At 72.0% G+C, this 15,940-nt stretch carries 16 protein-coding genes and 3 pseudogenes; 6 read left to right on the top strand and 13 right to left on the bottom strand.

The annotated features are described in order from the left end of the window. Positions 1–12 precede the first annotated feature (12 nt). From ACFWHU_RS26365 to ACFWHU_RS26350, 4 genes are all read right to left on the bottom strand, one after another. A complete protein-coding gene (locus ACFWHU_RS26365; RefSeq protein WP_387227702.1) occupies positions 13–630 on the bottom strand; it encodes a DUF7010 family protein in 618 nt (205 codons plus the stop codon). Between the two features lie 83 nt (positions 631–713). Further along, positions 714–1,718 (bottom strand): N-acetylmuramic acid 6-phosphate etherase, encoded by a 1,005-nt coding sequence (gene murQ, locus ACFWHU_RS26360; protein ID WP_385796566.1) that lies wholly within the window; start codon positions 1,716–1,718, stop codon positions 714–716. Between the two features lie 180 nt (positions 1,719–1,898). Beyond that, on the bottom strand, positions 1,899–2,816 hold the full coding sequence (locus tag ACFWHU_RS26355; protein WP_381796916.1) for a MurR/RpiR family transcriptional regulator: 918 nt from the start codon (positions 2,814–2,816) through the stop codon (positions 1,899–1,901). 15 nt (positions 2,817–2,831) lie between these two features. Next, positions 2,832–3,275 carry a MerR family transcriptional regulator gene (locus tag ACFWHU_RS26350; protein ID WP_385796568.1) on the bottom strand — a complete coding sequence of 148 codons (444 nt, stop codon included), beginning with the start codon at positions 3,273–3,275 and terminating at the stop codon, positions 2,832–2,834. Between the two features lie 61 nt (positions 3,276–3,336). Here ACFWHU_RS26350 and ACFWHU_RS26345 point away from each other — a divergent pair, with 61 nt between their 5' ends. Then, the gene (locus ACFWHU_RS26345) at positions 3,337–3,735 is read left to right on the top strand and encodes a hypothetical protein (protein ID WP_385796570.1); all 399 of its coding nucleotides are present in this window, start codon (positions 3,337–3,339) and stop codon (positions 3,733–3,735) included. Position 3,736: 1 nt separating this feature from the next. Further along, positions 3,737–4,003, top strand: a complete 267-nt coding sequence (locus ACFWHU_RS26340) for a DUF4031 domain-containing protein (RefSeq protein WP_147876694.1) — start codon at positions 3,737–3,739, stop codon at positions 4,001–4,003. Positions 4,004–4,165: 162 nt separating this feature from the next. Here the strand turns inward: ACFWHU_RS26340 and ACFWHU_RS26335 are convergent. The 7 genes and pseudogenes from ACFWHU_RS26335 to ACFWHU_RS26305 all read right to left on the bottom strand — a co-directional run bounded on the left by ACFWHU_RS26335 (position 4,166) and on the right by ACFWHU_RS26305 (position 9,642). After that, positions 4,166–5,393 (bottom strand): annotated as a pseudogene (locus ACFWHU_RS26335) (Cmx/CmrA family chloramphenicol efflux MFS transporter). A gap of 87 nt (positions 5,394–5,480) precedes the next feature. Beyond that, positions 5,481–6,137: a hypothetical protein gene (locus ACFWHU_RS26330; protein WP_385796654.1), complete on the bottom strand. Its 657-nt coding sequence runs from the start codon at positions 6,135–6,137 to the stop codon at positions 5,481–5,483. Positions 6,138–6,227: 90 nt separating this feature from the next. Further along, positions 6,228–7,049, bottom strand: a pseudogene (locus ACFWHU_RS26325) (YihY/virulence factor BrkB family protein); the annotation flags it as partial. 158 nt (positions 7,050–7,207) lie between these two features. Then, positions 7,208–7,873, bottom strand: a complete 666-nt coding sequence (locus tag ACFWHU_RS26320) for a hypothetical protein (RefSeq protein WP_387227698.1) — start codon at positions 7,871–7,873, stop codon at positions 7,208–7,210. Then, entirely contained in the window at positions 7,839–8,912 is a 1,074-nt protein-coding gene (locus tag ACFWHU_RS26315) for a DUF6286 domain-containing Asp23/Gls24 family envelope stress response protein (protein ID WP_387227696.1), read from the bottom strand. The genes ACFWHU_RS26320 and ACFWHU_RS26315 overlap by 35 nt, the downstream gene beginning before the upstream one ends. Continuing rightward, entirely contained in the window at positions 8,909–9,094 is a 186-nt protein-coding gene (locus ACFWHU_RS26310) for a hypothetical protein (protein ID WP_387227694.1), read from the bottom strand. Before ACFWHU_RS26310 ends, ACFWHU_RS26315 begins: the two co-directional genes overlap by 4 nt. A gap of 8 nt (positions 9,095–9,102) precedes the next feature. Next, positions 9,103–9,642, bottom strand: a complete 540-nt coding sequence (locus ACFWHU_RS26305; protein WP_387227692.1) for an Asp23/Gls24 family envelope stress response protein — start codon at positions 9,640–9,642, stop codon at positions 9,103–9,105. Between the two features lie 223 nt (positions 9,643–9,865). On the opposite strand from ACFWHU_RS26305, the gene ACFWHU_RS26300 reads away from it, so the two are divergent. Genes ACFWHU_RS26300 through ACFWHU_RS26290 form a run of 3 tightly spaced genes read left to right on the top strand, consistent with a single transcriptional unit; the run spans position 9,866 to position 11,444 of the window. Continuing rightward, complete coding sequence (locus tag ACFWHU_RS26300; protein ID WP_387227690.1) at positions 9,866–10,405, top strand: RNA polymerase sigma factor; 540 nt, start codon at positions 9,866–9,868, stop codon at positions 10,403–10,405. Beyond that, complete coding sequence (locus tag ACFWHU_RS26295) at positions 10,396–11,100, top strand: hypothetical protein (RefSeq protein WP_385796588.1); 705 nt, start codon at positions 10,396–10,398, stop codon at positions 11,098–11,100. Before ACFWHU_RS26300 ends, ACFWHU_RS26295 begins: the two co-directional genes overlap by 10 nt. Next, positions 11,097–11,444, top strand: coding sequence for an Asp23/Gls24 family envelope stress response protein (locus ACFWHU_RS26290; RefSeq protein ID WP_385796591.1), 348 nt, complete (start codon positions 11,097–11,099; stop codon positions 11,442–11,444). The genes ACFWHU_RS26295 and ACFWHU_RS26290 overlap by 4 nt, the downstream gene beginning before the upstream one ends. Before the next feature lie 55 nt (positions 11,445–11,499). Here ACFWHU_RS26290 and ACFWHU_RS26285 read toward each other — a convergent pair. Together ACFWHU_RS26285 and ACFWHU_RS26280 are read right to left on the bottom strand one after the other, a co-directional pair. Then, positions 11,500–12,342 (bottom strand): annotated as a pseudogene (locus tag ACFWHU_RS26285) (ThuA domain-containing protein); the annotation flags it as partial. Between the two features lie 153 nt (positions 12,343–12,495). Then, positions 12,496–14,841 (bottom strand): heavy metal translocating P-type ATPase, encoded by a 2,346-nt coding sequence (locus ACFWHU_RS26280; protein WP_387227688.1) that lies wholly within the window; start codon positions 14,839–14,841, stop codon positions 12,496–12,498. Between the two features lie 369 nt (positions 14,842–15,210). Here ACFWHU_RS26280 and ACFWHU_RS26275 point away from each other — a divergent pair, with 369 nt between their 5' ends. Continuing rightward, positions 15,211–15,915 carry a copper homeostasis protein CutC gene (locus ACFWHU_RS26275; protein ID WP_385796594.1) on the top strand — a complete coding sequence of 235 codons (705 nt, stop codon included), beginning with the start codon at positions 15,211–15,213 and terminating at the stop codon, positions 15,913–15,915. Positions 15,916–15,940: the final 25 nt, after the last annotated feature.

The following is a 15,940-nucleotide window of genomic DNA, read 5'->3' as shown; positions in this document are numbered from 1 at the left end:
AGTTCCTGATGCTCAAGAGCGTCGGCGGGGCCCATCCGTACCGCGATGGACGCGCAGCAGGTGCACGCTCGTCGCGTACAGCGCCGCCGCCGAGCCGAAGCCCGGAAGTGCCGTCCACAGGGCGGCGGTTGAGGTCAATGGTGCCAGTACGGCCGCCGTCAGGGCCGACGCGCACATCGCCGCGCCCGTGAGGTGGTACGCGCGGATGCCGAACAGGCGGGCCAGCGGGAAGAAGTGGATGCCCACCACCGCCGCGACGAACGCCGGGATCGCCTCCGCGTGGTCCGTCGCCACCAGCACGCGGGCGATCGCGAAGATGGCCACCCACTCCGCCAGGACCACCAGACCGAAGCGCCGGCCCACCTTCTTCTTGGTGTCCGCCGTCGGGTCGCCGTCCGTGGGCGCGTTCGCCGCCGCGCGGCTCTTGCGGGCGGCCAGGAACGCGAAGGTGATCGAGGCGAGTGCGGCGGCCGCGAACACCGCCCGGCCCGCCGTCACCGGCATGTCCGTGACACCGCACGCCGTCCAGCCGAGGCCGAAGAAGGCCATGACGCCGGCGCCGGTCGCCCGGCCGCGCAGTTCGGCGCGGGATATGGCCGACGGGACGTCGGTGGGCTGGGCGGTGGTCATGTGCGGTTTTCCTTACCAGTGGGTTCGGGGGAGAGGAGCGGGCCGTACGTCGCGAACGCCGTACGGCCTACGGCCCCATGGTCCTACGAATCGGAGGCCGCGGTCCCCTTCGATGCCTGGAGCGCCACGCGCAGATGTCCGTGCGAGTCCGCGAGCAGCCCCGCCGCCGTGGGGCCGTCGACCGCGCCGAGGATGGTGAGGATCGCGTTCTTCACCTCGCCGTCGGTCGCCGCCAGCGCCGCCTCGATCTCCTCGTCCGCCGCGCCCGTCGCGAGCGCGACGATGCGTCGGGAGCGGGCCCGCAGCTTCTCGTTGGACGCGCGGACGTCGACCATCAGGTTTCCGTACGTCTTGCCGAGCCGGATCATCGTGATCGTCGAGATCATGTTGAGGACCAGCTTCTGCGCCGTACCGGCCTTCAACCGCGTGGATCCCGTGAGCAGTTCGGGACCCACGACGATCTCCAGGCCGTGATCGGCGGCAGCGGCGAGCGGGCTGTCCGCGTTGCAGGACAGTCCGACGGTGAGCGCGCCGAGCGAGCGGGCGTGCTCGACCGCGCCCACCGCGTACGGCGTGCGGCCGGACGCCGAGATGCCGACGACCGTGTCGTTCGGGCCCACCTTCAGCTCGTCCAGGTCCGTCGCCGCGAGTTCCTTGGAGTCCTCGGCGCCCTCCACGGACTTGATCATCGCGCCCGGGCCGCCCGCGATGAGGCCGACGACCTCCGACGGGTCCGTGTTGAAGGTGGGAGGGCACTCGCTGGCGTCCAGGATGCCCAGACGGCCGGCCGTGCCCGCGCCCGAGTAGATGAGCCGGCCGCCACGGGCCATCCGCTCGGCGGTGGCGTCGATGGCGGCGGCGATACGGGGGAGCTGCGCGGCGACGGCGGCGGGGACGGTCTGGTCCTCGCCGTTCATGACACGGGCGATGTCCTCGGTCGACCGGCGGTCGATCTCGGCGAGTTCGGGGCGGAACGCCTCGGTGGTGAGGGTCGCGAGTTCGGCGCGGAGCTCGCCGTAGGAGGAAGGGCTGGAGGCGGAACTACCGGCGCCGGACGTCGAGGAGGCATCGGTGGGCATGGAGGTCATGGAGAAGCGGCTCTTTCTGGCGAGCTGGCAGAAACCTGAGGAAGCCCCGTTTTTGGTGATGCGGTCGAGCGGTCGAGCGGTGCGTGCCTGTTCAGCGGCGCGCGGGTGTGCGGTTGCGGGTTCGTGATGGGCGGCGTGCGTTCGGCGGGCGCGGCGACCGGCGGGTGCGCGGACCCCGGATCAGCGCGAGCGCGGTGAGTGGCGGTGCGCCAGCGCCTCGTAGGACGCCGCGAGCGCGGGTGCCGCCGTCTCGTACGTCCGCTGGGCGACCCCGACGAACAGGCAGTCCACGACCAGGAGTTGGCTCGTCCGGCTGGACATCGCCGCCGGCCGCAGCTCGCTCTCGCGGGCCGTGGACGTCGTGAGGACGTGGTCCGCGTACTGCGACACCGCGCCGTCCGGGCGACCCGTGATCGCGACCGTCGTCGCGCCCCGGTCGAAGGCGACGCGCAGCGGCTCGATGACGTCACCGGTGGAGCCGGAGTGCGTGATCGCTATGGCCACGTCGCCCGGCCGGAGCTGGACGGCATTGGTGACCGCGAGGTGCGGATCGCTGTGCGCGTGGGCTATCAGACCGATACGCAGGAGCTTCTGCGCGAGGTCCATGCCGACGAGACCGCTCGCGCCGACGCCGTATATGTCGATACGCCGCGCGCTCGCGGCGGCGGTGACGACGGCGCCGAGCTGCACGGTGTCGAGCCCGGCCGCCGTGTCGGCGAGCGTCTGCTGCTCGTCGTACGCGAGCTTGGCGACGACATCGGCGATCGGGTCGTCGACGGCGATGTCGGCGGTGACGGCCGGGGCCGCGCCGGACTCCTGGTGGGCGGCGAGTCCGGCGAGGGCGAGACGCAGATCGCGGTAGCCGGGGTAGCCGAGGAGGCGGGCGGTCCTGACGACGGTGGCCTCGCTCGTACCGGTGAGTTCGGCGAGACCGGTGACGGTGAGGGCGGCGGTCCGCGCGGGGTCGGCGGCGACGGCTTCGGCGACGCGCTGCATCGAGCGGGTCATCGAGGGCGCGAGGGTGCGCACCTTGGCCGCGAGGGCGGCGGGGGCCGGAGGGGCGCCGCCGCTGTAAATTTCCTTCACGTCACTGGTCACCTCTGAAAGATAATTTCAGGCGGGGGGTGCGTCAAGGGGTCGGGTCGGCGGCGGCGCGGGGCGTCCTGGGGCGCCGGACGGGCTCGACACGACAGGCGCGGCCGTCGCGCGGACCGTCGCCAGGTACTCCTCCACCGCGTCCCTGTTGCGGGTCAGGCAGTCGATCCGGCGTGTCATCCGGTCCCGTTCCACTTCGAGCGTCGCCAGCATCTCCGGGGTCGCGTCCGGGAAATGGATGACCCTCGGCTTGTCGAGGCACGGGAGGATCTGCTTGATGATCCGGGTCGGCAGCCCGGCGTCGAGCAGCCCCCGGACCTGTACGACCCGGTCGACGGACGGCTCGTCGTAGGAGCGGTAGCCGTTGGCGCAGCGGGTGGAGACGATGAGGCCCTGCTCCTCGTAGTAGCGCAGGAGGCGCCGGGAGGTGCTGGTGCGGTCCGACAGTTCACCGATACGCATGTGGCCCCCTCGGCCGATCCTTCACACGGATGTGAAGCTTCGAGCGTACGACAATGGGTGCATGGAAGACATGAACCCCCTGGAACAGGCGCTGCACACCGCACGCGCCCTGGTCCTCGCCGATCTCGCGGCGGGTGACGTCGCGCGGGCCGAGATCGTCTCGCTGGTGGAAGACGCCGTGTCGCACCGGCGGTGGTGGGTGGAGCAGTGGCCGGAGGGGATCGAGTTCGTCGTCGGCCTGGTCGCCCAGGACGTACAGGACGCCCTCCTGGAGACGCACGGTCGCTGGCCGCTCTGCCCCGTCTGCGGCGAGTCCCGGACGGAGCTGGCGGCGGAGGGCGGGCCGCACGCGCTGGAGGTGGAGCCGGAGTTGGGCGCGGATCCGCACTGGGTGTGCGGGAAGGCGGCCGTGGTGGTGGCGCCGGTCGGGTCGCTGGGCGCGGTTCTGGGGGCCGGCTGACGTGACCGTGTACATCGATCCGCCGACCTGGCCGGGGCACGGGCGGCTGTGGTCGCATCTGGTGAGTGACGTCTCGTACGAGGAACTGCACGCCTTCGCGGCGGGGATCGGGTGTCCGGCGCGGGCGTTCGAGCGCGATCACTACGACGTGCCGGCCCATCGGTACGGGGACGCCGTCCGCGCGGGTGCGGTGGAGGTGGGCTCGCGGGAGCTGGTGCGGAGGCTTACGGGGGCGGGGTTGCGGCAGCGGAAGCGGTGGCGTGGGTAGCGGTTGGCGGGCGGCCTGCCGGCCGGGCGCCCTCAATCGCCGGGCGGGCTTCAGGTGGCCGGGGTTGTCTTCACGGTGCGGGCCGTGGGCGGGTGTCCTCAATCGCCGGACGGGCTGAGAACGCCCTCAATCGCCGGGCGGGCTTTGGGCGGCCGGGCGTTGTCAGCCCGCCCGGTGGGCTGGTGAGGCGTCCTCGATCGCCGGGCGGGCCTGATTCGAGCCCTTCGCGATCACGCGTGTGCCGCCCGGCCGCTGGTGGCGTATCGCGAGGGCCACCAGGCCCACCGCCAGCACCGTCATCGCCGCTCCCGCCCACGCCGTCGAGGCGAAGCCGAGTCCCGCGTCGATCACCGTGCCACCCAGCCACGGGCCGCCCGTGTTGCCGAGGTTGAACGCCGACGTCGCTGTCGCGCCCGCCAGGATCGGGGCCGCGGCCGCCACGTTGAACATCCGGGCGTTCAGCGCCGGCGCGGTGAAGAACGCCGAGAAACCGAGCAGCAGCGACAGCACCACCACCGCCACCGCGCTCGACGCCAGGAGTGCCAGCGCGGCCAGGAACACCGTCGACGCCACCACTCCGCTCAGCAGCACCCCGAAGAGGTGCGCGTCCGCGACCCGGCCGCCGATCACCGTACCGATCAGCGCGCCCACGCCGAACAGCGCGAGCACCGTCGGGACCCAGCCCTCGTCGAGACCGGCCACGTCCGTGAGCAGCGGGGCCAGATAGGAGAACGCGCAGAAGACGCCGCCCGCCGCGAGCGCCGTGATGGCGATCGCGAGCCAGACCTGGCGGTCGCGGTAGATCAGCAGCTCGCGCCGCAGTTCCGGCTTCCGCTCGGGCAGCGGGATGCGCGGGATCAGCGTCGCGACACCGACCAGCGCGACCGCGGAAGCCGCGCCGACCGCCCAGAACGCGGAACGCCAGCCGAGATGCGTACCGAGGAACGCCCCCGCCGGCACCCCGAGCACGTTCGCGATCGACAGCCCGCCGATCATCACGGCCATCGCGCGGGCACGCGAGGTCTTCGGCACCATCGCGATGGCGACCGCCGCGCCGACCGCCCAGAAGCCCGCGCACGCGAACGCGCTGACGACACGTGAGACGAACAGCACCTCGTAGTTGGGCGCGATCGCGCCCGCGACCTGGCCCACGCCGAAGACGGAGATCAGCGCGATGAGCGTCGTACGGCGGGGCAGCCGCAGCGTCGCCACGGCGAGCAGCGGGGCGCCGACCACCATGCCGATCGCGAAGGCGGATATCAGCAGACCGGCCTGCGGGATGCTGACATCCATGTCCTCGGCGATCGGCGGCAGCAGTCCGGACAGGCATGAACTCGCTGGTTCCGAGGGCGAAGACGGAGAGCCCGAGTATGTACACGGCGAGTGGCATGCGGGCGCGGCTGGGCGCGACGGGAGCGGAGTCAGGCATGGCACGTACAACCACCGACCCCCGCCCCGTCATTCCTGAGTGCGCCGGTCAGTGGGTGAGCGTCTCCAGCTCGGCCGTGAGGTTCGCGCGGGCCCGTCCCTCCCAGAGCTCCGCTCCGTGGGGAGTTCGGAACAGCCGCTCCAGATCGAGGAGTTGGCGCAGTACGGCCGCCCGGCCCGCCCGGAACGCGTCGTCCGGGACGAACCCGTACTCCTCCCGTACGGCGCGCGTGTACGCCTCGTACGCCTCCGGTTCCGACGCGAGGATCGCGAGATCCGCGTCACACAGCACCTCGCCGTTGGTGTCGCCGGGCGCCGGATCGTGGGTGACGGTGAGGCGGACGAGACGGGCGACCTCGTCCGTGACGTCGGCCCGTACGCCCGCCTCGGTGAGCGCGCGGACCGCGAGGACGGCGCTGCGCTCCTCGTTCTCGGAGCGGTCGGGGCGGTAGACGGCGTCGTGGAACCAGGCGGCGAGGCGGACGGCTTCGGGGTCGGCCGCGTACACGGCGAGGGCGTCGATGTGGTCCAGGACGGCCAGGAGGTGATCGGTGTTGTGGTACCGGCGCTGGGGCTCGGCCCAGCGGGCCATGAGGTTTTCGGCGTAGGGGAGGGGATCGGGGAGCGGGTCGGGGGCGCTCTCCCCGATCCGGACCGCGTCGAGGGTGCGCAGCCAGCGGCTGCGGAGGGCGTCGTGAACGGACATGGAGGGAGAGCTTAGAGCCCTGTCCCCGGCGGCCAGCTCAGCGTTGAACTGGGCGCCGGCCACCAGCGACAGGTTCGACAGCCACAGCCAGACGAGAAAGACGATGCTGCCCGCGAGAGAGCCGTAGAGCCGGCTGTACGTACCCGAGTGCGCCGCGTACAGCGCGAATCCCGCCGACATCAGCAGCCACAGCAACACCGCGAGCACCCCGCCGGGCAGCGAGCTCCGCAGATGGCGGGTACCTGGCGGGCCCGTACGGAACACGATGAGGACGAGGACCGCCGCGAGCGCCAGCAACAGCGGCCACTTCAGCACCGTCCACAGCACGGTCGCCGTACTGCCCACACCCAGCAGCGGACCGATCCGGTGGACCGCGTCGCCCGTCAGCACCAGCGTGAACGCGCTCGTGACGAGGAGCGCGAGCAGCGCGCACGCGGCGATCACGATGCGCGGGGCCTTGCGCCACGGCGGGCGGTGGTCGACCGCGCCGTGCATTCGGTGCAGCGCCCGCCGGAACACACCCAGATAGCTGGAGGCAGACCAGAGCGCGCCGACCGTGCCGAAGATCGTCAGCAGCCAGGCAGCCGTGCGCTGGCGAGTCATCTGGTTGAGCGCCTCGCTGATCAGATGCCGGGACTGGGCCGGGACCAGGGAGGTGATCTGGTCGGCCAGTTCGCCCGCCGCCTCGGCGCCCGCGAGGCCGATGGAAGCCACGGTCACCAGAAGGGCCGGGATGATCGCGAGGACGGTGTAGTACGTGAGGGCGGCGGCCCAGTCGGTGGCGTCGTCCCGCCACAGCGCGATCGGGGTGCGCCGGAGCGCGCGGGCGAAGCGGCGGGCGTCGCGCGGGGGACGCTTGGCGCGCGGTGGATGCGGGTGCCACCAGGCGTGTGCCGGGCGGGACTTGGGCACTCTCGTCTCCCCGTTCGGTGTTCGTGTTCGGCGGTCGTGTCGGGCGGTCACAGCGGTCGCGGCGGTTACGGGGGTGCGTGCGGCGCTGTGGCCGACCTGTGGCCGTTCCGCCGTGCTGCTTGACCTCAGGGTGCCCTGCTGCGGGCGTCCGACGCGGCTCAGAGCAGCGGCGCACGTGTGGTGTCGGCCCGGCGGGTCCCGCGGAGCCCGCCGCGCGAGCGCGCGGGGCCGCGTGCCGGGGCTCGGAGCCGTACGACCGCTTGGATGCGCCACCCGCCCTCGCCGCTCGTGCGCGCGTCCGCGACCGGGCCCTCGTCGATACGCCGTACGACGTCCGCCGGGACGGCGTCCGGTTCCAGCCGCACGGAGAAGGTCGCGCGCAGGCGGCGCGGCCGGCCCGACAGGGTCACCCGGGCACGGTCCACCCCCGGGATCCGCTCCGTCCGCTCCTCCATGGCGGCCGTCAGCGCGCGGGTACGGAGCCCGAGACCCGGGCGGGGGAGGCGGAGCGTGCGCGGCTGCCCGGTCCGGAACTGGGCCGCCAGCCACCACACGAACAGCACGAACGCGACGGTGAGCGCCGCGATCACGGCCGGGGTCCACCAGCCGTGCTCGCGCGGGCCGGACAGCAGCGCGCGGTCCGCCAGGGCGGCGTCGGGGTGGACGGTGGCCGCCGCGGGCCACGAGTCGGGCAGGTGCTCGCGTACGGTCTCGTGGCCGGTCAGGACCCACGCCCCCGCACCGGTCAGACCCGCGCCGATCACGGCCGACAGGGTGCGGTCGACGGCGCTACGGGGCCGAGGCCGGAGCCGGGGGCGGGGCATGGGAGGTCGCCTCCTTCTGTTCGTGGTCCTGGTCCTGGCCGTGTGCGCTGTCGTGTGTGCCGGGTGGTTGCCAGTACGCGTCGCGGCTCACGCGGACCCGTACGCGCGGCGGCTTCGCCAGGCCGAGACCGGCGACGACACCCTCGGTGGTCCGGGTGAGGGCTTCGCGCGTGTCGGCCGGGTCACCGAAACCGATCCGCGCGCGTACGGCGATCCGGCGGCGCCCGGCCGTGACCCGTACGCGCGAGACGCCGGGCACGTCGGCCGCGCGATGACGTACGAGGGCTGCGGCCGCAGGTCTGTCGATGGCGGTGGTGGTGGCGTCCGTGGCGCCCGTCGCGTCCGGCATCGCCGACTTCGCCGACATCGGCAGGCGACCGCGCAGTCCGGGTGTGAGCGCCGCGAACAGCGTCCACAGGCCGGCCACCGTCGCCACGGCCGCCCCGACGGCCACCGCCGTGTCCGCGGGACCGTGGCTCGTCAGCCAGTCCAGCGTGCGCAGGCGCACGTCGGACGGTTCGCGGCCGAGCGCCACCGCGACGACGTCGGCGAGGAGCGCCCCGCTCACGGCCGCGCCGAGCAGCGCGAACACGGCTGCCGGGGCGCGCCGTTCGGACCAGGGGCGGCGGCCGGAGCTGCTCGGGGACTCCGCCGACTCCGCCCACCGGGTGGGTTCCGGCGCCGCCGACCGCGCGAGGCGGGTGATCCGGACCGTCGTACGGCCGACCGTCAGGCCCGTGAGATACGCGGTGCGTTCGGTCACGCGCCGCTGGACTTCCGCACCGGACGTCTCGAGATGCGCGGGGTAGGCCATGCCGACGTCGAGATGGACGCTGTCCACCCTGCTGCCGCGTACGTCGACCGACGTACGCACCACCTCACCCCCGCCCCGGGGACCCAGCACCTCCTCCGCGGCGCGGCCCGCCACCCGCCGTACCACCCGGTCCGCGATCCGCGTCGCGCCGCGGTCGGCGGGCGCAAGCGTGCCGGCAGTCGCGGGCGGAGGCGAGGGCGCGGGCTCCCCGGCGTCCGCGCTCACCGGCGCTTCCGTTCGTCCGGGTCCAGGAACTCGCGCAGGCTGATGCCCTGGTCGACCAGCCGGCCCGCCACGAAGCCCACCGCTCCGAGCGCGGCCACCAGCAGGAACGCCCCGAACCCGCCGAACCAGCCCACGAAGCCCAGGGCCATGCCGACGGCCAACCCCACCAGGGACGCGTTCATCGGGCCGCTCACTCGACGCGCGTGTCGGTGCCGCTGGTCGACTCGTCCTCGTCGTCCGGCAGACGCACGTCGTTGACGGTGACGTTCACCTCGACGACCTCAAGACCCGTGATCCGCTCGACGGCCGCGATGACGTTCTCGCGTACGTCGCGGGCGACGTCGCTGATCGGTACGCCGTACTCCACCACCAGGTCCAGATCGATGGCGGTCTGGCGCTCGCCGACCTCGACCTTGACGCCGCGGCCTACGTTGGGGCGTCCGCCCGGTACCCGGTCGCGTACGGCGCCGAGCGTCCGCGACAGGCCGCCGCCCATGTCGTACACGCCGGGGATCTCGCGCGCCGCCATGCCGGAGATCTTCACGACGACGACATCCGCGATGGAGGTCCGGCCGCGCGTGGCGGCGGGTTCGGAGGCTCCGACGGCGCCGCTGCGGAGGGTGGTGGAGCCGGCCGCGCCGGGGCTCGTCGAGCTCACGCCCTGGCCACTCGTCGCGGTCGTGGAGACGGGGGACGCTTCCTGGGGCCGGGCCGCCTGGGTCGCTGTCATGGGACAGCCTCCTTCTCTGTGTCGTTCACGTGGTGTCGTTCATGTGCCGTTCGCGCTTGTCGTCTCGTTGGACACGGGTACCTGGCTTTCGTCACGCACGACCGCGAGATTCTTTTCCGCCGCTCGCGCGTGACGATCGGCCGTCCCCCGTGTCGAAGTCGTGTGAGGGGCCGTGTCGGACCGAGGGACACGGCTACGACGAGGCGGCGAGAGGAGTCGGCGAGTGCCCGGCGACAACCTGCTGGCCGTACGCGCGGGCGAGGGTGACGAGGAAGCGTTCGAGACGCTCGTACGCGACTACGGGCCGCTGATGCTCCAACTGGCCACCCGGCTCCTCGGCAGCCGGACCGAGGCCGAGGACGCCGTGCAGGACGCCTTCGTGAGCGCCTGGCGCAAGCTGCCCGAATTCCGGGGCGACGCGGAATTCAGCACCTGGATGTACCGCATCGTCACCAACCGGTGCCTCAACCAGCTGCGCGCCCGCCGCCCGGCGACGGACCTCGACTCCGTACCCGAACCGGCCGCGCCCGAGCACGAGTCCTCGCCGGTGCGCGCCGCCGAGTCGCACGCCGCCGTACGCGCGCTGGCGGTGGCCATGGCCGGGCTCTCGCCGGAGCAACGCGCGTGCTGGGTGCTGCGCGAGCTGCACGGGATGAGTTACGACAACATCGCGGAGACGGTCGGGATCAGCCTGGTGGCTGTCCGGGGCAGGGTCTTCCGCGCACGCCGCTATCTGACGGAGGCGATGAGCGCATGGCGCTGAACGCGCATCCCGACCGCCCCGGGTCCGGAGACGGCGTGGGGGACGAAGGGGAATCCGCCGAGAACGGGACCGAACTGCTGCCGTGCGGGCGGGAGTTGAGCGCGGTCTGGGATGCCTGGGACGACCGGGACCCGGCTGGGGGTCCGTCCGGCGTGGCCGATCCGCATCTCGCGCAATGCCCCTACTGCTCCGCCGCACTGGCCGATCTCGCCGCCCTCGGCGAGGCCGTGGACCGGACGCGTGGGGCCGAGCGGCCCGGACCGGCCGAGGTCTCCGACCTCACGGCCCGTGTCATGGACATCGTGCGGCTGGAGCTGCGGCCGGGCCGCCCCCTGCCACTCGGTGAACCCGACGAGGACCTGTGGATCGTGGAGGCCGCGGCGGCACGGGCCTTCCGGGGCGCGGCCGAGTCGGTGCCGGGGGTACGGGCGGGGAGCTGCCGCATCAGCCCGCGCGAACGCGGGCCCGTCCGCGTAAGGCTGGAAGTGGCGGCCGGACTCCACCTCGGCCTGCCGGATCTCGCCGAGGAGATCCGGGCGCGGGTGGCCGCGTCGGCGCGCGACACCATCGGTATCGAGGTGGAGAGCATCGACGTGCTCGTCGTCGACCTCTTCGACGGAGACGACGGAGACGACGGAGACGACGGAGACGGTGGGGCCGACGGGATCGACGGAGACGGAGGAGAGGGCCGATGACGCGGAACGAGACCGGCGCGACGAGAGACCGGCTGGCGCTGGCGGCCGTCGACGCGGTGGAGCGGGTGCCGGGGGTGGCCTTCCTGCGCCCCGGCATCGCCGACCTGGTCCGGGCCTCCTACGCGTCACGTGATCGGCGGAAGTCCGGCATACGCGTGCGGCCGGGCGGAGACGCGTCCTCCTGGCACATCGAGGTCCAGTTCGTCGCCCGGCGCACGCACCGCACGCTGGATGTGACGCGTGCGGTGCGTGAAGCGGTGCTCGGAGCGGTGGCGGAGGCCGGTGACCCGGCTCGTACCGTCGTGACCGCGACGGTGACGGTGACGGTCACCGGCCTCGTTTGACGGACGCCCGGGCCGACCGGACCGACCCCCCCGACTCAACAGGTCACTGCGCGGCCAGCCACTTCAGGCCGTTGATCACGAAGCGGTTCTGCGTCGCGCTGTCGAACGTGGACGACAGGCCGGTGTTGGTGTTGTAGTCCATGGCGTTGTGGCCGAAGTTCGCGTACAGCATCTTGTAGTTGTTGTTGGTCCACAGGATGGGGTAATCCCCGCTGTACCAGGACTGGTTGGGGTCCGTGCCGAGCGGGAAGCTCGACGGGTCGACCGAGGCCAGGACCTTGATGGCGGGGTTCGACCGGAGGTTGTTCGACCAGCTGTACCACTCGCTGACCGACGAGGTGAAGGTCGCCGGGATGCCGGCGAGCGCCGGGTGCGAGGAGTTCTCGGTCTTCAGCTTGGCGGTGGTCGGACCCCAGGTGTTGGACTTGAAGTTTCCGCTGCCCAGGAACTCGTTGTGGTACCAGGGCCACTGCTGGGCGCCCGTCGTGAACGCGGCGACATGGAAGCCCATCCAGCCCCCGCCGTTACGCATGTACTGCTCGAAGCCCGAACGCTGGGCGGCGTTCTTCGGCAGGTCGTCGAGGAACAGGACGACGTCCACGCCCTGGAGACCGCTTCCGGTCAGCCGGTTCCAGTTGGTGGTCGACTCGTACGAGAAGTTGTTGGCCGCGGCGGTCTGAGGGAACCACCTGTTCGCCTCTTGTACGAAGTTGATGTGCGCGGCGTCCCAGGTGCCGCTGTAGAAGGCGAGGACCTTGAAGTCCGCGGCCTTCTTCGCCGCGGGCGCCGCCGCTGATGCCGCGGGGCCGATGGCGGGTACGGCGGCCAGTCCGAGGAGGACGGCGAGCAGGAGGAAAAGGCGGAGTGGGCGTTGTACGAGACGTGTCCCGGTGAGCATGTGACGATCCCTTCCTGAGTGGGGGACTGTCATGCATATGACAGACAGGTGGATCGGGAAACGACAGAAAGCGCTTCACCTCTTCGATCTAAGAAGTGAAGCGCCACCCTGTCAAGGCTTTGGTCTGGACCAGGCGTCGACCGGTCGGACCACTCAGACGGTCGCCTTGAACCCGCGCAGTCGTAGGGAGTTGCCGACGACGAAGACGGACGAGAAGGCCATGGCCGCGCCGGCGATCATGGGGTTGAGGAGTCCGGCGGCGGCGAGGGGGAGCGCTGCGACGTTGTAGCCGAAGGCCCAGAAGAGGTTGCTCTTGATGGTGCCGAGGGTGCGGCGCGAGAGGCGGATGGCGTCGGCGGCGGCGCGGAGGTCGCCGGTGACGAGGGTGAGGTCGCCGGCCTCGATGGCGGCGTCTGTGCCGGTGCCCATGGCGAGGCCGAGGTCGGCCTGGGCGAGGGCGGCGGCGTCGTTGACCCCGTCGCCGACCATCGCGACGGACCTGCCCTCGCCCTGGAGGCGCTTGACGACATCGACCTTGTCCTCGGGCATGACCTCGGCGAAGACGTCCTGCCTGCTGATGCCGACCTCGGTGGCGACGGCTTCGGCGACGGCCCTGTTGTCGCCGGTGAGGAGGATGGGGGTCAGGCCGAGGGCGCGCAGACGGCGGATGGCCTCGGTGCTGGTGTCCTTGATGGCGTCGGCGACTTCCAGGATGCCGCGTGCCCGGCCGTCCCAGGCGACCGCGACGACCGTACGGCCCTGCTGCTCCGCCTCTTCCTTCCTGGCGGTGAGTTCGTCGGGGAGGTGGATCTCCCATTCGGCGAGGAGTTTTGTGCGGCCGACGAGGACGGCGTGGCCTTCGACGACGCCCTGGACACCGAGGCCGGGGACGTTCGCGAAGTCCTCTGGGGTGGGCAGGGGCCCGGTCCGGTCGGTGGCGCCGGTGGCGATCGCGCGGGCGATGGGGTGTTCGGAGGCGTGCTCCAGGGCGCCGGCCAGCCGCAGCAGTTCCGATTCCTCGGTGCCGGGCGCGGTGTGGGTGCCCAGGAGGGCCATGCGGCCGGTGGTGACGGTACCGGTCTTGTCGAGGACGACCGTGTCGACCTTCCGGGTCGATTCGAGGACTTCGGGGCCCTTGATGAGGATGCCGAGCTGCGCGCCGCGTCCGGTGCCGACCATGAGGGCGGTGGGGGTCGCCAGGCCCAGGGCGCAGGGACAGGCGATGATGAGTACGGCGACGGCGGCGGTGAACGCGGCGGTGAGGCCCGATCCGTTGCCGAGCCAGAAGCCGAGAGTGCCCAGGGCGAGTGCGATCACGACGGGGACGAACACGGCGGAGATCTTGTCGGCGAGCCGTTGGGCGGCGGCCTTGCCGTTCTGCGCGTCTTCGACCATGCGGGCCATGCGGGCGAGTTGGGTGTCGGCGCCGATCCGGGTGGCGGTGATGACCAGGCGGCCGCCGGCGTTGAGGGTCGCTCCGGTGACGGTGTCGCCCGGTGCGACCTCGACGGGGACGGATTCGCCGGTGAGCATGGAGGCGTCGACGGCGGAGGTGCCTTCGCTGACCGTGCCGTCGGTGGCGATCTTCTCGCCGGGCCGGACCACGAACCGGTCTCCGACCACGAGTTCACCGGTGGGGACGGTCGTCTCCCGGCCGTCGCGCAGGACGGTGACCTCCTTCGCCCCCAGCTCCATCAGAGCTTTGAGCGCGGCACCGGCCTTGCGCTTGGACCGGGCCTCGAAGTACCGGCCGGCCAGGATGAACGCGGTGACACCGGCCGCCGCCTCCAGGTAGATGTTCCCCGCGCCGTCGCCCCGCGCGATCGTCAGCTCGAACGGGTGCGTCATTCCCGGGGTGCCGGCCGTCCCGAAGAACAGCGCCCACAACGACCACGCGAACGCCGCCGACGTCCCCACCGAGATCAACGTGTCCATCGTCGCCGCGCCGTGCCGCGCGTTCGTCCACGCCGCACGGTGGAACGGCCACGCCGCGTAAGTGACGACGGGAGCGGCGAGCGTCAACGACAACCACTGCCAGTACTCGAACTGGAACGCCGGCACCATCGCCATCGCGATGACGGGCACGGAGAGGACGACGGCGGTGATCAACCGCTCCCGCAGCGTGCGCAGTTCGTCGTCGGCGCGGCCGGCCCCGCTCGCCGCGCCGCCGGATCCCGGCTCCGTACCGCCGCCGCCCGCCGGTAGGGGCGGGGGTGGCTCGGCGGCGGTGTAACCGGTCTTCTCGACGGTGGCGATCAGGTCCTGTACGGAGAGATCGCCCTCCGCGTAGCTGACCTTCGCCTTCTCGGTGGCGTAGTTGACGGTCGCCTCGACGCCGTCCATGCGGTTGAGCTTCTTCTCGATACGGGCCGCGCAAGAGGCGCAGGTCATGCCACCGATGGCCAGCTCGACGTCGACCTTGACGGTGCCCGGGGCGCCGGTGGTGCCGGTGGCGCCGGGGGCTTCGGCGGGTGTGTCGGTTGCCGGTGTGGTGCTCATGACTGGCATTCTCCTCCGCGTCGCGTGCAGATACCCCTAGGGGGTATCTCCTTCTCCATCCATGTATACCCCTCGCCCCTATCCGAAGCAAGGGTAGTTCCTGGCTGACTTTATACCCCCCAGGGGTATTGATCGGCGATCGCTCGGGAGAGGAGGCGCCCTGGGGGGCGACGGTGCCCAGTGACGGCGCGTACCGGCTGATGTGGTGTGGTGGAGGTTTGATGATGCGAACGCGCCGTGCGGCGTCGTACGCTGGCTATTGGACTAGACCTATAGAGACCGACCTATAGATCTGCGCCGGGCCGACTGCCGACCGGTCGTCCCAGGTCCTGCCCCGGCTTCCTAGCCTCCCGAACGGAATGGGTTCCCATGAGCAAGCGTGCAGTCCTGGAGGTGATCGCCCTCAACGCCGAGGACGCCGTCGCGGCCCAGGCGGGCGGGGCGGACCGTCTTGAGCTGGTCACCGACATGGCGGCGGACGGTCTCACCCCGCCGGTCGAGACCTTCGCCAAGATCCGTGCCTCCGTCGACATCCCGCTGCGCGTGATGCTGAGGCTCCAGGACGGGTTCGCGGCGGGCTCACCGGAGGAGGTGGACGTGCTGGTGGCGTCCGTGAACGCCATGCGGGTCGAGGGCGCGGACGAGTTCGTACTCGGCTTCCTCGACATCTCCGGCAATGTGGACCTCGTCACGGTCGAACGGCTCGTCGCGGAGTTGGACCCCTGCCGCTGGACGTTCCACCGGGCGATCGACCGCGCGGCCGACCGCGACGCGCTGCGCAAGCAGCTCGCGGACCTGCCCGGCCTCGACACGTACCTCACGGCGGGAGCGGCGAACGGGGTCGACGCGGGCATCCCGGTCCTGCTGGCCGAGGCGGAGTCCGCGGCCCTGGGCGAACCGGGATACGGCCCCGAACTCCTCGTCGGCGGCGGCCTGCGGCTGGACCATCTGCCGCGGCTGCGGGCGAGCGGTCTGAACGCCTTCCACATCGGCGGCGCGGCGCGGCCGAACGGCTGGGAGGCGCCGGTGGACGAGGCGACGGTACGGGAGTGGCGCGAGGCGATCGACGCGTAGTGGTGTGGCCGGCGGTCGGCTGTCC

It is taken from the genome of Streptomyces sp. NPDC060366 (genome assembly GCF_042725135.1).
In the GTDB taxonomy this organism is placed as follows: Bacteria; Actinomycetota; Actinomycetes; order Streptomycetales; family Streptomycetaceae; genus Streptomyces.
This window is presented reverse-complemented; position numbering and strand designations above follow the sequence as displayed.